13 protein-coding genes are annotated in these 16,483 nt (G+C 38.3%); 4 read left to right on the top strand and 9 right to left on the bottom strand.

Going from position 1 to position 16,483, the window contains the following annotated elements:
- The first annotated feature begins 1 nt into the window (after position 1).
- A complete protein-coding gene (locus DFQ12_RS19740) occupies positions 2-1,675 on the top strand; it encodes a M1 family metallopeptidase (RefSeq protein ID WP_120260767.1) in 1,674 nt (557 codons plus the stop codon).
- A gap of 141 nt (positions 1,676-1,816) precedes the next feature.
- Here DFQ12_RS19740 and DFQ12_RS19735 read toward each other — a convergent pair whose 3' ends face one another.
- From DFQ12_RS19735 to DFQ12_RS19720, 4 genes are all read right to left on the bottom strand, one after another.
- A complete protein-coding gene (locus DFQ12_RS19735) occupies positions 1,817-3,082 on the bottom strand; it encodes an NAD(P)/FAD-dependent oxidoreductase (protein WP_120260766.1) in 1,266 nt (421 codons plus the stop codon).
- Positions 3,083-3,104: 22 nt separating this feature from the next.
- Positions 3,105-4,103, bottom strand: a complete 999-nt coding sequence (locus DFQ12_RS19730; RefSeq protein WP_120260765.1) for a 4-hydroxyproline epimerase — start codon at positions 4,101-4,103, stop codon at positions 3,105-3,107.
- A 227-nt stretch (positions 4,104-4,330) separates the two neighbouring features.
- Positions 4,331-5,788 (bottom strand): aldehyde dehydrogenase (NADP(+)), encoded by a 1,458-nt coding sequence (locus DFQ12_RS19725; protein ID WP_120260764.1) that lies wholly within the window; start codon positions 5,786-5,788, stop codon positions 4,331-4,333.
- An 81-nt stretch (positions 5,789-5,869) separates the two neighbouring features.
- Positions 5,870-6,769: a dihydrodipicolinate synthase family protein gene (locus DFQ12_RS19720; RefSeq protein ID WP_120260763.1), complete on the bottom strand. Its 900-nt coding sequence runs from the start codon at positions 6,767-6,769 to the stop codon at positions 5,870-5,872.
- 486 nt (positions 6,770-7,255) lie between these two features.
- On the opposite strand from DFQ12_RS19720, the gene DFQ12_RS19715 reads away from it, so the two are divergent.
- Positions 7,256-7,648: a helix-turn-helix domain-containing protein gene (locus DFQ12_RS19715; RefSeq protein ID WP_120260762.1), complete on the top strand. Its 393-nt coding sequence runs from the start codon at positions 7,256-7,258 to the stop codon at positions 7,646-7,648.
- 50 nt (positions 7,649-7,698) lie between these two features.
- On the top strand, positions 7,699-8,454 hold the full coding sequence (locus tag DFQ12_RS19710; protein ID WP_120260761.1) for an SDR family oxidoreductase: 756 nt from the start codon (positions 7,699-7,701) through the stop codon (positions 8,452-8,454).
- A gap of 101 nt (positions 8,455-8,555) precedes the next feature.
- Here DFQ12_RS19710 and DFQ12_RS19705 read toward each other — a convergent pair whose 3' ends face one another.
- A complete protein-coding gene (locus DFQ12_RS19705; RefSeq protein ID WP_120260760.1) occupies positions 8,556-9,086 on the bottom strand; it encodes an NAD(P)H-dependent oxidoreductase in 531 nt (176 codons plus the stop codon).
- Positions 9,087-9,242: 156 nt separating this feature from the next.
- Between DFQ12_RS19705 and DFQ12_RS19700 the strand changes: the two genes are divergently transcribed.
- A complete protein-coding gene (locus DFQ12_RS19700; protein ID WP_120261018.1) occupies positions 9,243-9,602 on the top strand; it encodes a winged helix-turn-helix transcriptional regulator in 360 nt (119 codons plus the stop codon).
- 175 nt (positions 9,603-9,777) lie between these two features.
- Here DFQ12_RS19700 and DFQ12_RS19695 read toward each other — a convergent pair whose 3' ends face one another.
- The 4 genes from DFQ12_RS19695 to DFQ12_RS19680 form a co-directional block, all read right to left on the bottom strand.
- A complete protein-coding gene (locus DFQ12_RS19695; RefSeq protein WP_120260759.1) occupies positions 9,778-11,460 on the bottom strand; it encodes a glycoside hydrolase family 32 protein in 1,683 nt (560 codons plus the stop codon).
- Positions 11,461-11,757: 297 nt separating this feature from the next.
- The gene (locus DFQ12_RS19690) at positions 11,758-13,173 is read right to left on the bottom strand and encodes a Gfo/Idh/MocA family oxidoreductase (RefSeq protein WP_120260758.1); all 1,416 of its coding nucleotides are present in this window, start codon (positions 13,171-13,173) and stop codon (positions 11,758-11,760) included.
- Between the two features lie 6 nt (positions 13,174-13,179).
- Entirely contained in the window at positions 13,180-14,571 is a 1,392-nt protein-coding gene (locus DFQ12_RS19685; protein ID WP_120260757.1) for a 3-keto-disaccharide hydrolase, read from the bottom strand.
- A 482-nt stretch (positions 14,572-15,053) separates the two neighbouring features.
- Positions 15,054-15,554 (bottom strand): DUF2199 domain-containing protein, encoded by a 501-nt coding sequence (locus DFQ12_RS19680; RefSeq protein ID WP_120260756.1) that lies wholly within the window; start codon positions 15,552-15,554, stop codon positions 15,054-15,056.
- Positions 15,555-16,483: the final 929 nt, after the last annotated feature.

Genomic DNA, 16,483 nt, shown 5'->3' with positions numbered 1-16,483 from the left:
AATGAAAAGAACACTATTATATACACTAAGTACCTGTGGTATTTTAGTCGCAGGCCTCCAGCAATCCAATGCGCAACTGATGAAGGTGAAAAATGAATTCACGCGAGCGGATTCATTGCGGGGGCACCTCACACCATTACGTACTTGCTACGATATCCAATATTATCATTTGGACGTGAAAGTAGATGTGGACAATAAATTCATTTCAGGTTCAAACTTATTCCGCTTTAAGGCCACAGAAGATTTTGAACGTCTACAATTTGATCTGTTTGCGAATCTTAAAATTAATAAGGTTATTTATCAAGGGAAAGAGCTCTCATTTACAAGAGAATATAATGCTGTTTTTTTGAACTTTCCTACTAAGATCACCAAAGGCACGCAAAGTGAATTCACAGTGTATTATGAAGGTCATCCCACAGAAGCAGCACGCGCTCCCTGGGACGGTGGCTTTGACTGGAAAAAAGACAGCAATGGCAAACCTTGGGTGGCTACCGCCTGCCAAGGTATGGGCGCTAGCGTCTGGTGGCCTAATAAAGATCATCAATACGATGAAGTCGACAGTATGATGATTTCTATTGCTGTCCCAAAAGAAGTAATGAACGTATCTAATGGGCGATTGGTAAAAGTGGAAAAAATGAAAGATGGTTACAACAAATACCATTGGAAAGTTGCCAATCCGATCAACAACTACAATGTAGCTATCAATATCGGAGACTACATTCATTTTCAAGAAAAATACAAAGGTGAAAAAGGTCCTTTGGATGTCGACTACTATATCTTGCGGGAGAATGATAAAACAGAAAAAAAGGCTCATCTTCAAAAAAATGCCAGACAGACGCTAGAAGCATTTGAGCATTGGTTTGGCCCATATCCTTTTTATGAGGATGGTTACAAACTGGTCGAAACCTATCATACGGGTATGGAACATCAAAGTGCTATTGCCTATGGCAATCATTATCAGAATGGATATCGTGGAAACGATGCTTCGGGAACAGGTTGGGGGCAAAAGTGGGATTTCATTGTAGTCCACGAATCGGGCCATGAATGGTTTGGCAATAATATCACTTCTGCCGATCTCGCAGATATGTGGATTCATGAGAGTTTCACCAATTATTCTGAGGGTTTATTTATAGACTATTTCTACGGCAAAGAAGCCAGTCAGGCATATGCGCATGGTATCCGAAGTGGTATTCACAATGACAGCCCCATGCAGGGGCCATATCACGTCAACAAAGAAGGGTCTGGTGATATGTATCCAAAGGGAGGTGTCATGCTCAATATGATCCGTACTATGATAGATAATGACGACAAATGGCGTGCTATTTTACGTGGTTTGAATAGTAAATTCTATCATCAACAGGTAAATTACAGTGACATTGTGAATTATGTAAGCCAACAGTCTGGTCTGGATCTATCAAAAGTATTTGAACAATATGTTCAGCATACCTCTATTCCAACACTAGAAATCCAACAAGATGCTTCTGGTAAAATAATGGGTAGGTGGATTAGCGCGGTCAAAGGGTTTCAGATGCCAATCCATATTGGAATAAAAGGCGAAAAGAGACAGCTCATTCAACTAGATCAACAATTCAGAACGATAAAAATCGCGGGATTAAATAAGGGAAATATCGATGTCGATACATTCAATTATTATATAGGCCTTTTGTCAGAATAACAGCTATTCAAAAGCATGTTGGACGCTTCGATACGATACGATAAAATAACATGATTTTGAAGATTTTGGAGACAAAATTTTAACAGTTGCCCCAAAAGCAGGTAATCCTTTTTTTGGAGCAACTGTTTATATAATGGATTCTTAACGGTCGAAACGATCTGGTTTAAATCCGACAATACGAGGTTCAATTTCTCGAGCAGCCAATAGGTCACAAACAATCTTGCCATAGGCGGGACCCAAACTCAGCCCCATCATTCCTCCTCCTCCAGCTACAATAGCATTGCCATAATTTTTTAATCTTCCCAAATAAGGCAATCCATCCGGTGAACAGGGTCTGTAGCCATACCATATTTTGTCTTTAGGATAATCGATCTGTAGTTCGGGATAATATTTTGGAATAGATTCGACAATCCCTCTTACTCTATTTTCATAAATTTTGTCGTTTGCAGCCCCCAATTCCATGGTGCCACTAAATCTGATCTGGCCGTTCATTGGCGTAACAGCAACCTTGGCCTCAAGTAATAATGCCGCATGATTTAATTTCCTTTCTCCTTTTGTATCATACATAAAAGAGTAACCTTTTCCGGGCAAAAGTGGTGTATGGACATGCAATTTTGACATCAATTGCGGTAAATAGGCTCCGCCTGTTATTACAAATGCATCAGCTTCGAAATTCCCCTTGTTGCTTACGGCAGTTTTAATGGTATTTCCGATCGTAATAAATTTGTGAACTTCAGTTTTCTCAAAAAACACCACACCTGCAGTTTTCAAATACTGAATCAACTGTTGCATTAACTTTTGGGGATATAATTTTCCATCGCAACGATAAAGTACCGCACCTAAGATATCTAGTTTGAGATTCGGTTCCAGTACTTTTACAGCGTCTGCATCTAACACTTCTACGTCTAACCCAAGATCTTGTGCGCGATGTGCCAATTCGGTTTCCTCGTGCTTTATCTCGTTGGATTTATACATCATCAGAATACCATTTTGTTCCAACTCAAAATCGAAACCTTCTTCTGCATTCAACTCGTCATATAACTGACTACTGTAGAGATTTAGGTCACGGATCGCAGTTGCGTGCCGGTCAACATGTGCCCGATTTGCATGTTTTAAAAACTTCAGTCCCCAATCTATTAATCGTGGATTTAACGAAGGCCGTACATAAAAGGGGCTTTTGCTATTAAACATCCATTTTATTCCTTGCGCTATCATTCCTGGTGCTGCCAATGGTGTGAAATGACTTGGCACAATCATTCCAGCGTTGCCATAAGAACAATTATTATCAACCTCATTTTTCTCCAGGATTTTCACATCCCATCCATCTTTAACAAGATAATAGGCCGAAGCAAGCCCCGCAATTCCAGCACCTATTACGACTACCGTACCTCTTTTATGTTCTTTCACTTTCTTATTATCAATTAATCTATCAAATCACTTGAAAACCGCCAAAATATGGATCTTCATCATCCAAAAAAATGGTATTGTATCCTGTTATTCTTGCCCAGCCTTCTACCGAAGGTATGATTGCGGGCTTTCCGTCGACCGTGGTCTCTCCTTCTATTTTACCAATAAATTGAGAGCCAATGTAGCTTTCGTGCACAAATTCATCACCTTTTTTCAGCCGACCTTTTGCATACCATTGTGCCATGCGTGCCGAAGTACCCGTACCACAAGGAGAGCGATCCAACGCATTCTCGCCGACCAAAACAGCATTCCGTCCAGAGGAGCCAACATGTACAGGCTCTCCCGTCCACTGTATGTGGCTCAATCCATGAATATTGGAGTCCTCCGGATGGATAAATCTATATTTTTCATTAAGTAATTTGCGAATTATTTTACCATAGTGGATCAACTGACTCGCTGAATAAAATTTGATATCTTTAAAATTAACCTGGGGGTCGATGATACCATAAAAATTTCCGCCATACGCTACATCAACAGAAATAAGGCCCAAATCTGGGCAATCGACCGTTAGGTCTTCTGCATATAAAAAAGATTTTACGTTTGTTAACTTAACACTTTTTACTTTTGATCCTTCCTGAACGTAATCGATATGCACCAATCCGGCAGGAGTTTCCAGTCTTAATTTCCCTGGTATCTTTGGTTGGATTAATCCCTCTTCAATAGCGATGGTAACTGTACCAATTGTACCATGCCCACACATCGGCAGGCAGCCACTGGTTTCAATATAAAGAACAGCGATATCATTTTCTGTATCGAAAGGTGGATAAAGCATGCTTCCGCTCATCATGTCATGTCCACGGGGCTCAAACATCAATCCTTTGCGAATCCAGTCATATTCTTGCATAAAATGCAGTCTCCGCTCCATCATTGAGTTACCCTTTAAAAGTGGGGCGCCGCCAGCAACCAATCGTACCGGGCATCCACAGGTATGCGAGTCAATACAAAAAAAAGTCTTTTTCATTTGTATAAATTATTTGTTCATCATTTATTTTTAGATTAAGGTATTATTATTATTTATTTTCAATGGTATTCATGAGCTCAGTTCACAAAGCTTTTGGTGGTATAAGTGTTGGTCTCATCGGTATAAATGAAGTCGTTTACTCAGCAAATTGGTATTTTGAGGTATTCGTGAGCTCAATCGTCCGGTTTGAATAAATCATGATAGAATTATAATCTTCTTTAGCGTTATTATTCTTTTGTCCAATGCTGATTGACCAATCGTTCTATTTGCAGCGGATTGCCATCTTGCAATTCTTTCGGCAAAAACTCATCTGGCCAATTTTGAAAGCTGATGGGACGGAGAAAACGTTTGATGGCATCGGGTCCTACAGAGGTAAATCGTGAATCGGTCGTCGCTGGAAATGGTCCACCGTGTTGCATAGCGTGTTTTACTTCAACACCAGTTGGCATCCCTTGAAACAACAGCCTTCCGCATTTGTTCTGTGCAATCGTGAACAGATCCTGGTATTTCCACATATCATCGTCAGATGCTGCGAAAGTCAAGGTTATCTGACCAACCAAATGTTCCATTAAAATCTTCATTTCATGACGATCGGCACAAGAGATAACTAATCCAAATGGTCCAAAAACCTCTTCTAGCAGTTCCGGATTGTGCAATACCTGCGCTGCATCTGTTTCTACCAACATCGCTTGAGCAAAACCTTCTTGCACATTATCTGTGCCTTCTGCCAATATATTGACCCCATTGCATCCAATCATCTCGCCTCTCAATTGATTATAATGATCCAATATACCTTGGTGTAACATTTTACCAGTAGCAACAGCTTGTATTTCGCGCTTCAGATCAGCTTTGAGTGTATCCAATTTTTCTCCCTCAAGGCCAATCAACACCCCGGGGTTGGTACAAAACTGCCCCACACCCAACGTTAATGATCCAATATATTGTTTTGCAAATGCTTCGCCATTATCTGTTAGATAGTCCGGCAAAACAAATACAGGGTTTATACTACCCATCTCTGCAAAGACCGGAATGGGATCAGGTCTTGATTGCCCCAAATCAAACAGGGCCTTCCCCCCAGCAAACGATCCCGTAAAAGCCACCGCTTTTACCAACCGGTGTTTGACCAATTGCTGCCCTATTTCAAATGAATTGGACACAACATGGCTAAAAATATCAGCAGAAGCGCCGTATTTTGAAATTCCCCGATGGATGGCGTCGGCCATCAATTGAGATGTTTTGACATGGGCGGGATGGGCTTTCACAATGACGGAGCATCCAGCTCCGATGGCACTTGCGGTGTCTCCACCAGCAGTGGAAAAAGCAAACGGAAAATTGCTCGCTCCAAAGACAACCACAGGCCCTAATCCTTTATTGTATTTACGTAAATCGATCTTTCCATCTGGACTTTGGTCAATTCTCGCCTCACTATACAAACCTGTATGAACCGCATTTGCATACATACGCCACTGATTCACTGTTCTTGATTTTTCACCTTCAAGTCTACTAACAGGTAGAGCGGTCTCCAAATGAGCCGTTTCTATCAGCATGCTGTCAATTGCTTCAATTTCGTCAGCAATCGCATGCATCAATTTCGCTCTTTCAATCACATTACATTGTTGTAGAAACTGAAATCCTGCTTCAGCCTGCTTTACTACAACATCAATCTCATTTTCGTTTTGAATCATTCTCTTCTATTTTGCCTATTTCTAAATGTTCAGTAGAAACTTTTCAAGTCTTCTCCAGTGGAATAGACTTGAAAAGCCCCGCTATAAAAGTGGTCTTGTTGCTATTGCATCAGCAATGATCTTTTTAACCCGTTGCTCTTCCTCCCCAATCAATGGTAATCTCGGAGCTCTTGTATATGGTGTTGAAATCCCTTCCGCTGTAGCGGCCAATTTGATATATTGAACGAGCTTGGGATGAATATCCAATTCCAATAATGGCATAAACCAGCGGTATATTGCTATGGCTTGCTTATGCTCGCCTTTATTGACCAGACGATACATTGCAACCGTCTCCCTTGGAAAAGCATCCACCAACCCTGCAACCAACCCATCTGCCCCCAGCATTAAAGATTCTAAACACAATGTATCCACTCCCCCTAGGATCTTTAAGCGATCGTCGAAACGATTTTTCAGACGAGTAATATTGGTTACATCACGTGTTGACTCTTTCACGGCTTGAATATTTGGCTCCAGCAACAGTTCCTCAAACATATCCAAAGACACATAGGTACCATAATCAACAGGATTATTATAGATTAAAATTGGTAATGTTGTGCTCTGCGCAACAGCGCGAAAATAAGCAACAGTCTCCCTATCATCAGACTTATAACGCATAGGAGGCAACAACATCAATCCATCCGCGCCCAAATTTTCACTGGTTATCGCGACTTTGATTGCATCAGCAGTTGTATTCTCCGCAATATTGAGCAAAACAGGAACACGTCCATTCACGACTTTCAATGCATGTTTTAATAACTCGTATTTTTCCTCATTACTCAAAACACTCGCTTCGCCCAATGACCCTGCAATAATTAATCCGTGGACTCCGGCCTCCACCTGCGCTTCAATGTTCTTTGCAAACATATCAAAATCCAAATTTCCATTCTCATCAAAGGGAGATAACATTGCTGGGTAAATTCCTTCCCAATTCAATTGTGCCATAGTTTAATAATTTTTTAAAATTCCTTAACACAAAGCTATATGCAATAAGTTGCTCAGTCTTCTTATGAATTAATCAACTCTGACCTAATATTGACCTTTTATGAGTAACCACTCGTCAAAGACTTATAACTGGAAAATACAATTAGAATCAATATAATAAAACATCAGTTCGTAATATCATAACCGGATAAATAAATAAATACAAAACGAGCATTTTATTCAAAAATCCTTGCAAGTGTGTACAAAACACACTACCTTTGTCCTATCATAATTTAGGTTTATAATTGGTTATTGAAGGTTTTCATTCTCCCCGTTTGAAAACCTTTTTTCGTTTTCACATTACACTAAAATTTGTAAAATATATTACGTTGATGTATTCTTTAAATAAATCCTAGTCAAATCTAATTGTGTGGTTATAAGAGAAAGCAATAGTACCCCAGCACACATAATTTACTTATATTTAGAATATTATTCAGGATAATTAGCATGACGGAAGTATTATCACCCCACAATAAGAGAAGAAGTGAAGAAATTACAATCCAATACTTTGAATTGTTGGACCGTCATTTATCTGAGCTCGTTAATGGCACAGCTATGGAAATGTTGGAATTAAAGGATATCGCCAGTACACTTTGTATCTCTCAAAAACATCTTATTAAGATAATACAGGAAACCAGTGGAAATCATCCTTGTCATTTTTATGTACATAAAATATTGACATGTACAAAGGATCTTCTAGCCAATAGCACGTTGACCATCTCAGCCATCGCTCAGACACTTACTTATGATCCATCTAATTTCACCAAGTTTTTCAAGAAATATGAAGGTCTAACCCCTTCTGAATTTCGTCAATTGAAAAAAGCGAAAAGTTCACCATAGTATCACCATTTACTTTCATGAAATTTGTTATAATCAAAATATAAATTATTATGGCAAGGAATGATGTAAAAGGAAAAGTCGTATTGATCGCTGGTGGTGCGAAAAACCTTGGCGGTTTGTTAAGTAGAGATTTTGCTGTCAAAGGCGCAAAACTGGTGATCCATTATAACAGTGAGGGCACCAAAGCTGATGCTGAGGAAACATTGGCAGTGGTACGGGCTGCTGGAGCGGAGGCAATCCTGTTTCAAGCGGATCTTACTAAGATCGAAAATATTAGCAAACTCTTTGATGCGGCGATCTCGCAATATGGAGGAATTGATATTGCAATTAATACTGTTGGTAAAGTATTGAAAAAAACGATTGTAGAGACAACAGTGGATGAGTATGACAGCATGAGTGATATCAATTCCAAAGTTGCCTACTTTTTTATCCAAGAAGCAGGCAAAAAACTGAACAACAATGGTAAAATTTGCACGATTGTTACTTCGCTACTCGCCGCCTATACAGGATTTTATTCTACTTATGAAGGATTGAAAGCTCCTGTTGAACATTTTACACGTGCAGCATCCAAAGAATTTGGCGATCGAGGGATTTCGGTGACAGCGGTTGCTCCTGGTCCAATGGATACACCATTTTTCTATGGCCAAGAGAGTGAAGAAGCGGTAGCTTACCATAAATCCGCTTCTGCACTTGGGGGCTTGACTGACATTAAAGATATTGCTCCTCTAGTCGAATTCTTGGTAACAGATGGTTGGTGGATTACCGGACAAACCATTTTTGCCAATGGGGGGTATACAACACGATAGCGTACCATTGTCAAAGGCATCTTGCTATATAAAAGATGCCTTTGATGTTTAGTAAGTCTAACTTACCAGATCCTGTAAAAATTTCAATTCATATTGATGGTCTAGAACTGTTCCAAAAAATTGAGATAATGGCATACACTCTGTTCAACCCATTCTTTGGAAGCATGTTTTTCGATACCATAGTATGCAAAAAGTGGTTGATAATTGGCATGAACATAGTTGAATGTAATCTCAAAAGGGCTTGTCAATTGATCTAGGCTATATTTATATTTTCCATTTGCGCTATATTCTACTTCGTCAATCCCAACAGAAAGAGCCAAAGCGATCTTCTTTCCTGCTAACTTGTAACCACTCGACTTTCCATATGCCCAGCCATAGGTCAATACCTCATCCAACCACTTTTTAAAAAATGGAGGGCAGTTAAACCAATAAAATGGAAATTGAAATATGATTTTATCATGCTTTTCAATCAATTGCTGTTCCGCGGTAACGTCAATTTTTTCATCTGGATATCTTTCATGTAATTGATGGATTTCATAGTTCTCCGGATGTTTTTCCAATTCCTCGATCCACCTCTTATTAATAAATGATTCTTTAATATTTGGATGTATTACAATGACCAATGTTTTCATTATAGCTAATTATTCAATAGTTTGGATGCTCATTATCACGGCATTTGATAGCCGTAATTGTTTATTAACTCAATTATTTTGATTCAAAAATAGCGAGATATTCCTTATTTTGGCTCACTGGTAGCCCAATGTTCGGTACTATAAAAAATGTGTGTGATGACAAAAATCAAAGAGAGTTCAACAAATTTTGCCAATAAACAAATTTTAGCGAATGATTGCCCTGAGGTGTTCGCGGCTAATATTATTGGTGGCCAATGGTCTTTGGCTATTTGTTGCTATCTAATCAACGGAAGCCTCCGATACAATGAAATCAGAAAATGCCTTCCTAATATTACCGAACGCATGTTGACTTTACAATTACGAAAATTAGAGGAAAGTGGAGTCGTCAAACGTACGGTATATGCGGAGGTTCCACTACGTGTAACGTATGAATTAACAGTTATTGGTTATGAGCTATCTCCCATCATTCGGGAACTCGGAAAATGGGGGAAAAAATTAAAGGGTCTTTCGATTTAGAACTCTATCATATTAGAAAAAATATAAAATAAATTTGCATAGTGTAAAAAATACACTTAAATTTGTACTATCATAATTTAGGTTTATAATTGGTTATTGAAGGTTTTCATTCTCCCCGTTTGAAAACCTTTTTTCATTTTATCTAAGTACTTATTTTCCGTTCTTCACTCTGCTATTAGTCAGACCAAATACTTTTTAGTGTATATAAATCAGCCTGATCCAAAACCGCTTGACCATTTGAGACACTAATACCATATTGCAAATTATTGTGGTCAAAATTGTAATTTATTGGCATATAGATTTCCCCATTTTGGGCAAACAGCTCAAGGCCAGTACGATCTACAAACAATCTCAATACTAATTTGCCATCTCTTAAAGGAACAATTGCCCGCACATTGTCTACAACCATTTCTTCTGTAGCAACATTGTAATTCATAACTAACCCACGCACATTGATTTGTATATTTCTGGCACTTTTAGGCGTTATAAGCAATTTGAGTTCAGCAACATCGCCGCTAAAATGCTGCAATTGATTTAGCTTGCCGGCCTTTAAGCTGATTTGACCAATGTGCAACTGATCTTTTCTTAAATTTTGTAATTCAGCTACCGGTTCCCTAAATAAACGTATACCTTTTTCTGTCGTTTTTAACTTCAATTCCATTGGTATACTCATGGATTGATTAAAAGCGGTAGCACCCTGATTAGTATGGGTTCGCCACCATCCGACCTCGATACGACGTCCCAGAGGCTCGTTGCTAAACGTCTGTGCAGCATAGTAATCACGACCATATTGACTAAACAACCTTTCTGCCTCTGGGGTGAACTTTTTGCCATCAAAACTCCCTATAGCATATTGGCTATTGGCCCCTGTTAAAATCCATTTTTTTTGTTTCGGATCATCATCCACCGCCAGTTCAAAAAATTCGGGACATTCAAATAGATACCGGTCATTTCCTTTACCACCATAAACTTTACTCGCAAACTCCCATGTTTTCATATCCTTTGAAGTAAATAAATGCATGCTATGCTGTCCATGTTCTTCCTCGACATATAAAGTTAACACCCACCGCGCCGAGGGCCTGTGCCATATCACTTTAGGATCCCGGTTACCAGTTGAAATCTTATCCAAAATATGGTTTGGCAACTTCTTAAATTCCTTTCCGTCCAAAGAATAAGCCAGTCCTTGCTTCCAAGATTGTTCAGCTGCAGTGTAAAATAAGACCATAGGAACCATTAAATTATTATTTCCTAATCCACTGCTATTTTTAGTATCTACCACTGCCCCGCCACTAAACATAACTCCCGATTCATCGGGATATAAAGCCTCTCCCAATTCTTTCCAATGGATCAAATCGCTAGATACAGCATGTCCCCAGTGCATATTTCCCCAACTAGTACCGTAAGGATTATGCTGAAAAAAAAGATGATATTGTCCTTTGAAGAAAACGAGCCCGTTAGGATCATTCAGCCACCCACGTTTTGGAGAAAAATGAATTTGTCCACGTTCCTTTTCAGTATACACCGCATTATCATCCTGTAGATCAACTTGCTCAAAGGAATTGAATCCTTGGCTATTCCGATCAGGATTACTTATGGACAGTTTAAGGGATTGCCCCTTCCATTTCTCAATATCCAAATAAGCGATCCAATCGTATACACTATCCGCTAATTCAACATCAAACCATCTTACTTTTTCATTATTCAACCAAAGTTCAACATTACGTTTGGGGGCTCCATTTTTAACCGGAATTTTTAAGTATCGATGTGAAACATAAAAAGTCTGCGTTCCAGAAGTCTGGCCATTAGCATGAAAGACAAATGTGAGAACACCAATAAGAAGCATAAGAGTCCTTTTCATAATTTTTAAGGTTAATATCAAAATGAAACTGTAGACTTTTAAAGGTATTGACTTCCACCGTCAACCAATCTCAAAGCCTCCTAACAAAAATATCTACAATACCCCATATATTTAAATCAAGATAGATCAAAATACATCTGATTTGTCTCAATTAATAGAATGGATATGAACACATTGCTGGTCAGCGCCAACGACGAAAAAAGTCAACTAGCTCAAGGATAAAATTCTTAAAAATAAAAAGGCGAAGGGTATTATATGTACCCTTCGCCCTTTTATAGATTAAATATTCCTCTCGGATTACATTTTATAATACTGTTCCCAACCTCTTGCGGGTGGAGGTCCTGCCAACAATGCGTTCGCAAATTTATCATTGCTGATTTCCTTTTTTTGAGGATCAAAAATCAGTTTAGTATTTAGACGCTGTGCAATTACTCCCAAACAGAACACTTGACTTAAAGGTCCTGCAATTTCAAAAGCCGACCTTGTTTTCTCTTCTCCTTTACATGCTTTTAGGAAGTTGGCATAATGATTAGATGGTGATTTCGGAACCTCCGGAAGACGGGATTCTAATTCCTTTGCCTTCGTTTCAGGTATAATCTGCAAAATACTTGCGTGAGAACCTCCTTTGAAAGTCAGATCCTTTCCATAGATAATTTTTCCAGGATTTAATTTCGCCGGCTCTAACTTACCTGTACTGGGTGCTGGAATGTTCGGATCCAATCCCGAAACCCCATAGCCCTCTGGGATTGGTGGCAAATTATCTAAGCCATCATACCAATTAATATCAACCGCAGGCATTTTTTTTCGCTTCGGAAAATGAAATTTCAGCGTCGAAGACATTGGAAAAAAATACGAATTATGTCCATCAAGCTTTACCGCACTTACTTCTGTTGGTAACCCAAGATCCAAAAATTCATGTGCAGTATCTAAGATGTGCGCTCCCCAATCACCAAGAGCTCCCATTCCAAAATCATACCAGCAACGCCATTGTCCGTTCACAAAATCTTTATTATACTTATGACCTAGGGTCTGCATTTGCCACAGTTCCCAGTCTAATGTGTCTGGGGTAATTTCTGCCGCAGGAAATCCTTTCATATTCACATCCCATCCATGCCATCTACGGGGCATATTCATATGCGCATCTATGCGCGTAATATCTTTAATTATCCCTGCATCCTTCCAGGCCTTGAATTGAAAGTAATTCGCTTCAGAGTGCCCCTGATTCCCCATCTGAGTTATAAGTTTTGGATTCTTCCTCGCTTTATTTGTCATTAACTCAACTTCGAGAAATGTCCTAGCCATTGGTTTTTCCACGTAAACATGCTTTCCAAGATCTAGAGCCAGCATCGTTATAGCAAAATGGGAGAAATCTGGTGTACCGATACTAACCGCATCGATTTGGCTCCCCATTTTATCAAACATAACTCTAAAGTCTTTAAATTTTGGTGCATCTGGAAACATGCTCAAAATTTCCTGTGTGTGTTTAGCTCCCAAGTCTACATCACAGAGTGCGACAATATTACAAAGGCCAGTTTTATAGAGTTCTTTTATAATATCCGCAGCTCTATTGCCCAGACCTACACATGCCAAATTAACCCGTTCATTCGGCGATGCCAAATTGACGTTGCCAAGGACACTATTCGATAACATAACAGCCCCCGCTGCAATAACAGATTGTTTAACAAAACTTCGACGTGATAGATAATGATTCATATAAGCTTAGTTTTGTGTATTAATCTTTATACTGCGAAATGAAACCCGATCACCATGATCCTGTAATAGAATGGAGCCTTCTTTTGCTTCACCAAAGTTGTCCCAGTCCTTATACTTACTAATCGCGACAAGATCCTTAAACTCCTTCGATCCTCTTTCGTAACTCAGCATCTTTATTCCATTCAGATAATGCTCAACCTTGTTATCCGCTGTAACTACTACCCGACCTCTATTCCAGTCGCCTATTGGTCTCCGGGCACGTGCATCTCTATTCGATGTGATGAGATCATATAGTGATGCCAGGGTACGGTTACCGTCCCGACCTAGTTTTGCATCAGGATGTAAGGCATCATCAAGCACCTGAAATTCTAGACCAATAGCCGATCCTTTGGATTTCTCTTTCAATGTGACAAAATATTTTACTCCACTATTCGCTCCAGGACTAAGTTTAAATTCAAAAGAGAGATCAAATACAGTATATTTATCCTTCGTTATGATATCACCACCATTGGTAGATTCTCCGCCATCAGATTTCAAAACAGTTAATTGACCATCCTTAATTTCCCAACCACGATCAGGAAATTTATCGCCATGGATGCTTCGCCATCCATTATTAGTTTTACCATCAAATAACAGCTTTACTCCTTTTTTCTTTTCGGCAGCAACTATTTCATTTGGCTTTAGATTGACGATATAAATATCTTTCGGAAAACCTTTTGTCTTCAGATCAGTCGTCTTTATTTTAACATTTTTGAAATAGACTTTCTTGCCATCTAATTCTGAAGGAATACTATGTACTTGTAATCCGATGAATCCAGTTCGATCAATTGTATCCACTACATAAGAAACAGGAATATCATTGATCCAGGTACGCATCTCATCACCGATTGCCTCTATTCTGATATGATTATACTCTTCGGCTTTGTACGCTTTCTTTGCATTTTCATTGAGATCTAGGGGATAAAGCCAACCGCGGCGGGCTTCATCATAAATACCACCTGTCCACGCCCTGGATGACGGGTCTATCTCCACTTGTCTTCCATAGACTTTGCCACGGCCATCATTCGCTTTTGGATCAAGATGACTCCGGGTCTGGATTCCTGAATTCGTTTGACTACCTTCCAGCTTAACATCTAGTTCCAATATGAAATCACCATATTCTTTTTCTGTGATTAAAAATGAATTAGGCGTTCCTTTAGTCATTCGCCCCACGATTGCGTCCCCCTCAATAGAATAAGGAGCTTTCCCTCCAACGGTTTTCCAGCCATTCAGCGTTTTTCCGTCAAAAAGATTTGTCCAACCTTTTTCTGTGGCCTTATTCACCTGCGCATGCGATAAAATTGTATTTCCAACCATCACTGCCACTAAGACAGACTTAAATAATGTGTTTCTTTTCATTGAGATAATTACTTCTTGAGCTCGTATGCCCGGTTTATTTATTGAATATTGGTCTATTAATCACACTATGTGTACGCTATTTTTCAATATTGGGATATTAAAGTTATAATACAGTTTAATCCCTCTCGATTTAGGAGATCGGTACACCGCCCTCAGCCATTGGTTATTTTTTCAATTGGCTTTCATAAAACAAGATATCAATTAATATAGGTGAAACGAATCAAATGGTACGATTTATTTACGAAAACGTTTGAAACAATAGAAAAGCCAATACGTAAAACAATCGTAATGAAAATATGACAAAAACACCGTATAGCCTTTGCACTTATAGCGCAAACAATTAGGTATAAATACACCTAAAGAAAACTAAAAGCCACGAAAACAAATAGATACACTGTGGTAAAATAGTATAGTCCTAAAACGAACCTGCATCGAAAGAATAGGCTTCTAGGTAAAAATGAAACACTAACGATTCGAGAAATCTAAGTCACAGAATTAACTCGTCTAACAGCCTCATCTCTACTAATACCATTCGACCAATCCTGTACCAATGGATGTTCAGACTCATAAGGTATTAATAATGGCCGATAACCATTCAATTGGCATGAGACCTGCATATAAAGTCCAATTGTAGAAATTTCATAATCTGTTATCTCATTACATAGCATACCAAAATAGCTTTTTTCCTCGGCCTCCTTAGCCGAAAATATAAGGCGATAATCGTCTATCGTTTCTTTGCTTACCGAAACCCAAACACCATAATCTAAGGTTTCGTCATGATCCAAAATAGGAATCTGCAAAATAACACGAATAAAATAATCGATCTGATCTTTATGATTGATGACACAAAAATCATCATCTTTATCTGCAAGACTCTCTTTATCAGCGGGGTCTAATATATCATAATGAAAAGGGGCATTAAATGATAAGGATGGTAGTTCCGTATGTTCTGCGCCGCAATTTTGGCAAATAAAAGTATCCATATATATCGTACTCAAAAAATTTTATTCCAAGGTATTTCTTCATTACAAACTTAATCAAACTTTCAAATTCTCCTAAAAATAAATCCTATCGATGAGGATTAGGTAAAATTCATAATCTCAATTCTTCTGTTATAGCAGCAGTGTTTTGAATTATTATAATAAATTTTAAAAAAAATTTGCTAAAGTGTACAAAGTACACTACCTTTGTCATATCATAATTTAGGTTTATAATTGGTTATTTAAGGTTTTCATTCTCCCCGTTTGGAAACCTTTTTTTATTTCCATTTATTGACGATCCATACGCTTATTTTATTCAAAATACATTTTCAAACAGGATATTCCAATCATTCAAGTTTTCTCCATTGTTCAAATCATACCACATCATAAATCGTCGTTATTCTCTGATTCATATTTGGCTTAACACTTATTCCCAATACAGCCCCCTCTTCTCTTACATCGGTACAATTAAATAGTCTCAGTCATTTAAAATTGTTATATAACTCTTTTGAAAGGCTATTCCTATTCAGGATAATAAAATAGTCCATAACTAAGATAATAGCCCCCTACTATCCATATCAAAATTAACAGTACTTTTTCATGTACGCTTCAGTGATCATTATGACTATTGAATTTCTGACCACACAGTCACTATAGTCATTTTGGGAATTTCCATGGTTCTTAATAGGTTTTTCTCTTTTACCCTAAAACAGGATCACCCCTCTATTTTAAAAAATAAAATAAAAACAATCAGTAAAAAATTTGGAGAATACGAAAATTATACACAACTTTAAAGCACAAACATATATTCCAAATAGGCTACAAAGTAGACAAAGGAAATTTTTTTATTTTAAAAAGACGATTTTATCTTTGAAGATCTCATTGATGAAATTTTAAATTGGTTTTTTTGCAGAAAAACTTCACTTAACTTA

This window comes from Sphingobacterium detergens (genome assembly GCF_003610355.1).
GTDB classification, from domain to species: domain Bacteria; phylum Bacteroidota; class Bacteroidia; order Sphingobacteriales; family Sphingobacteriaceae; genus Sphingobacterium; species Sphingobacterium detergens.
This window is presented reverse-complemented; position numbering and strand designations above follow the sequence as displayed.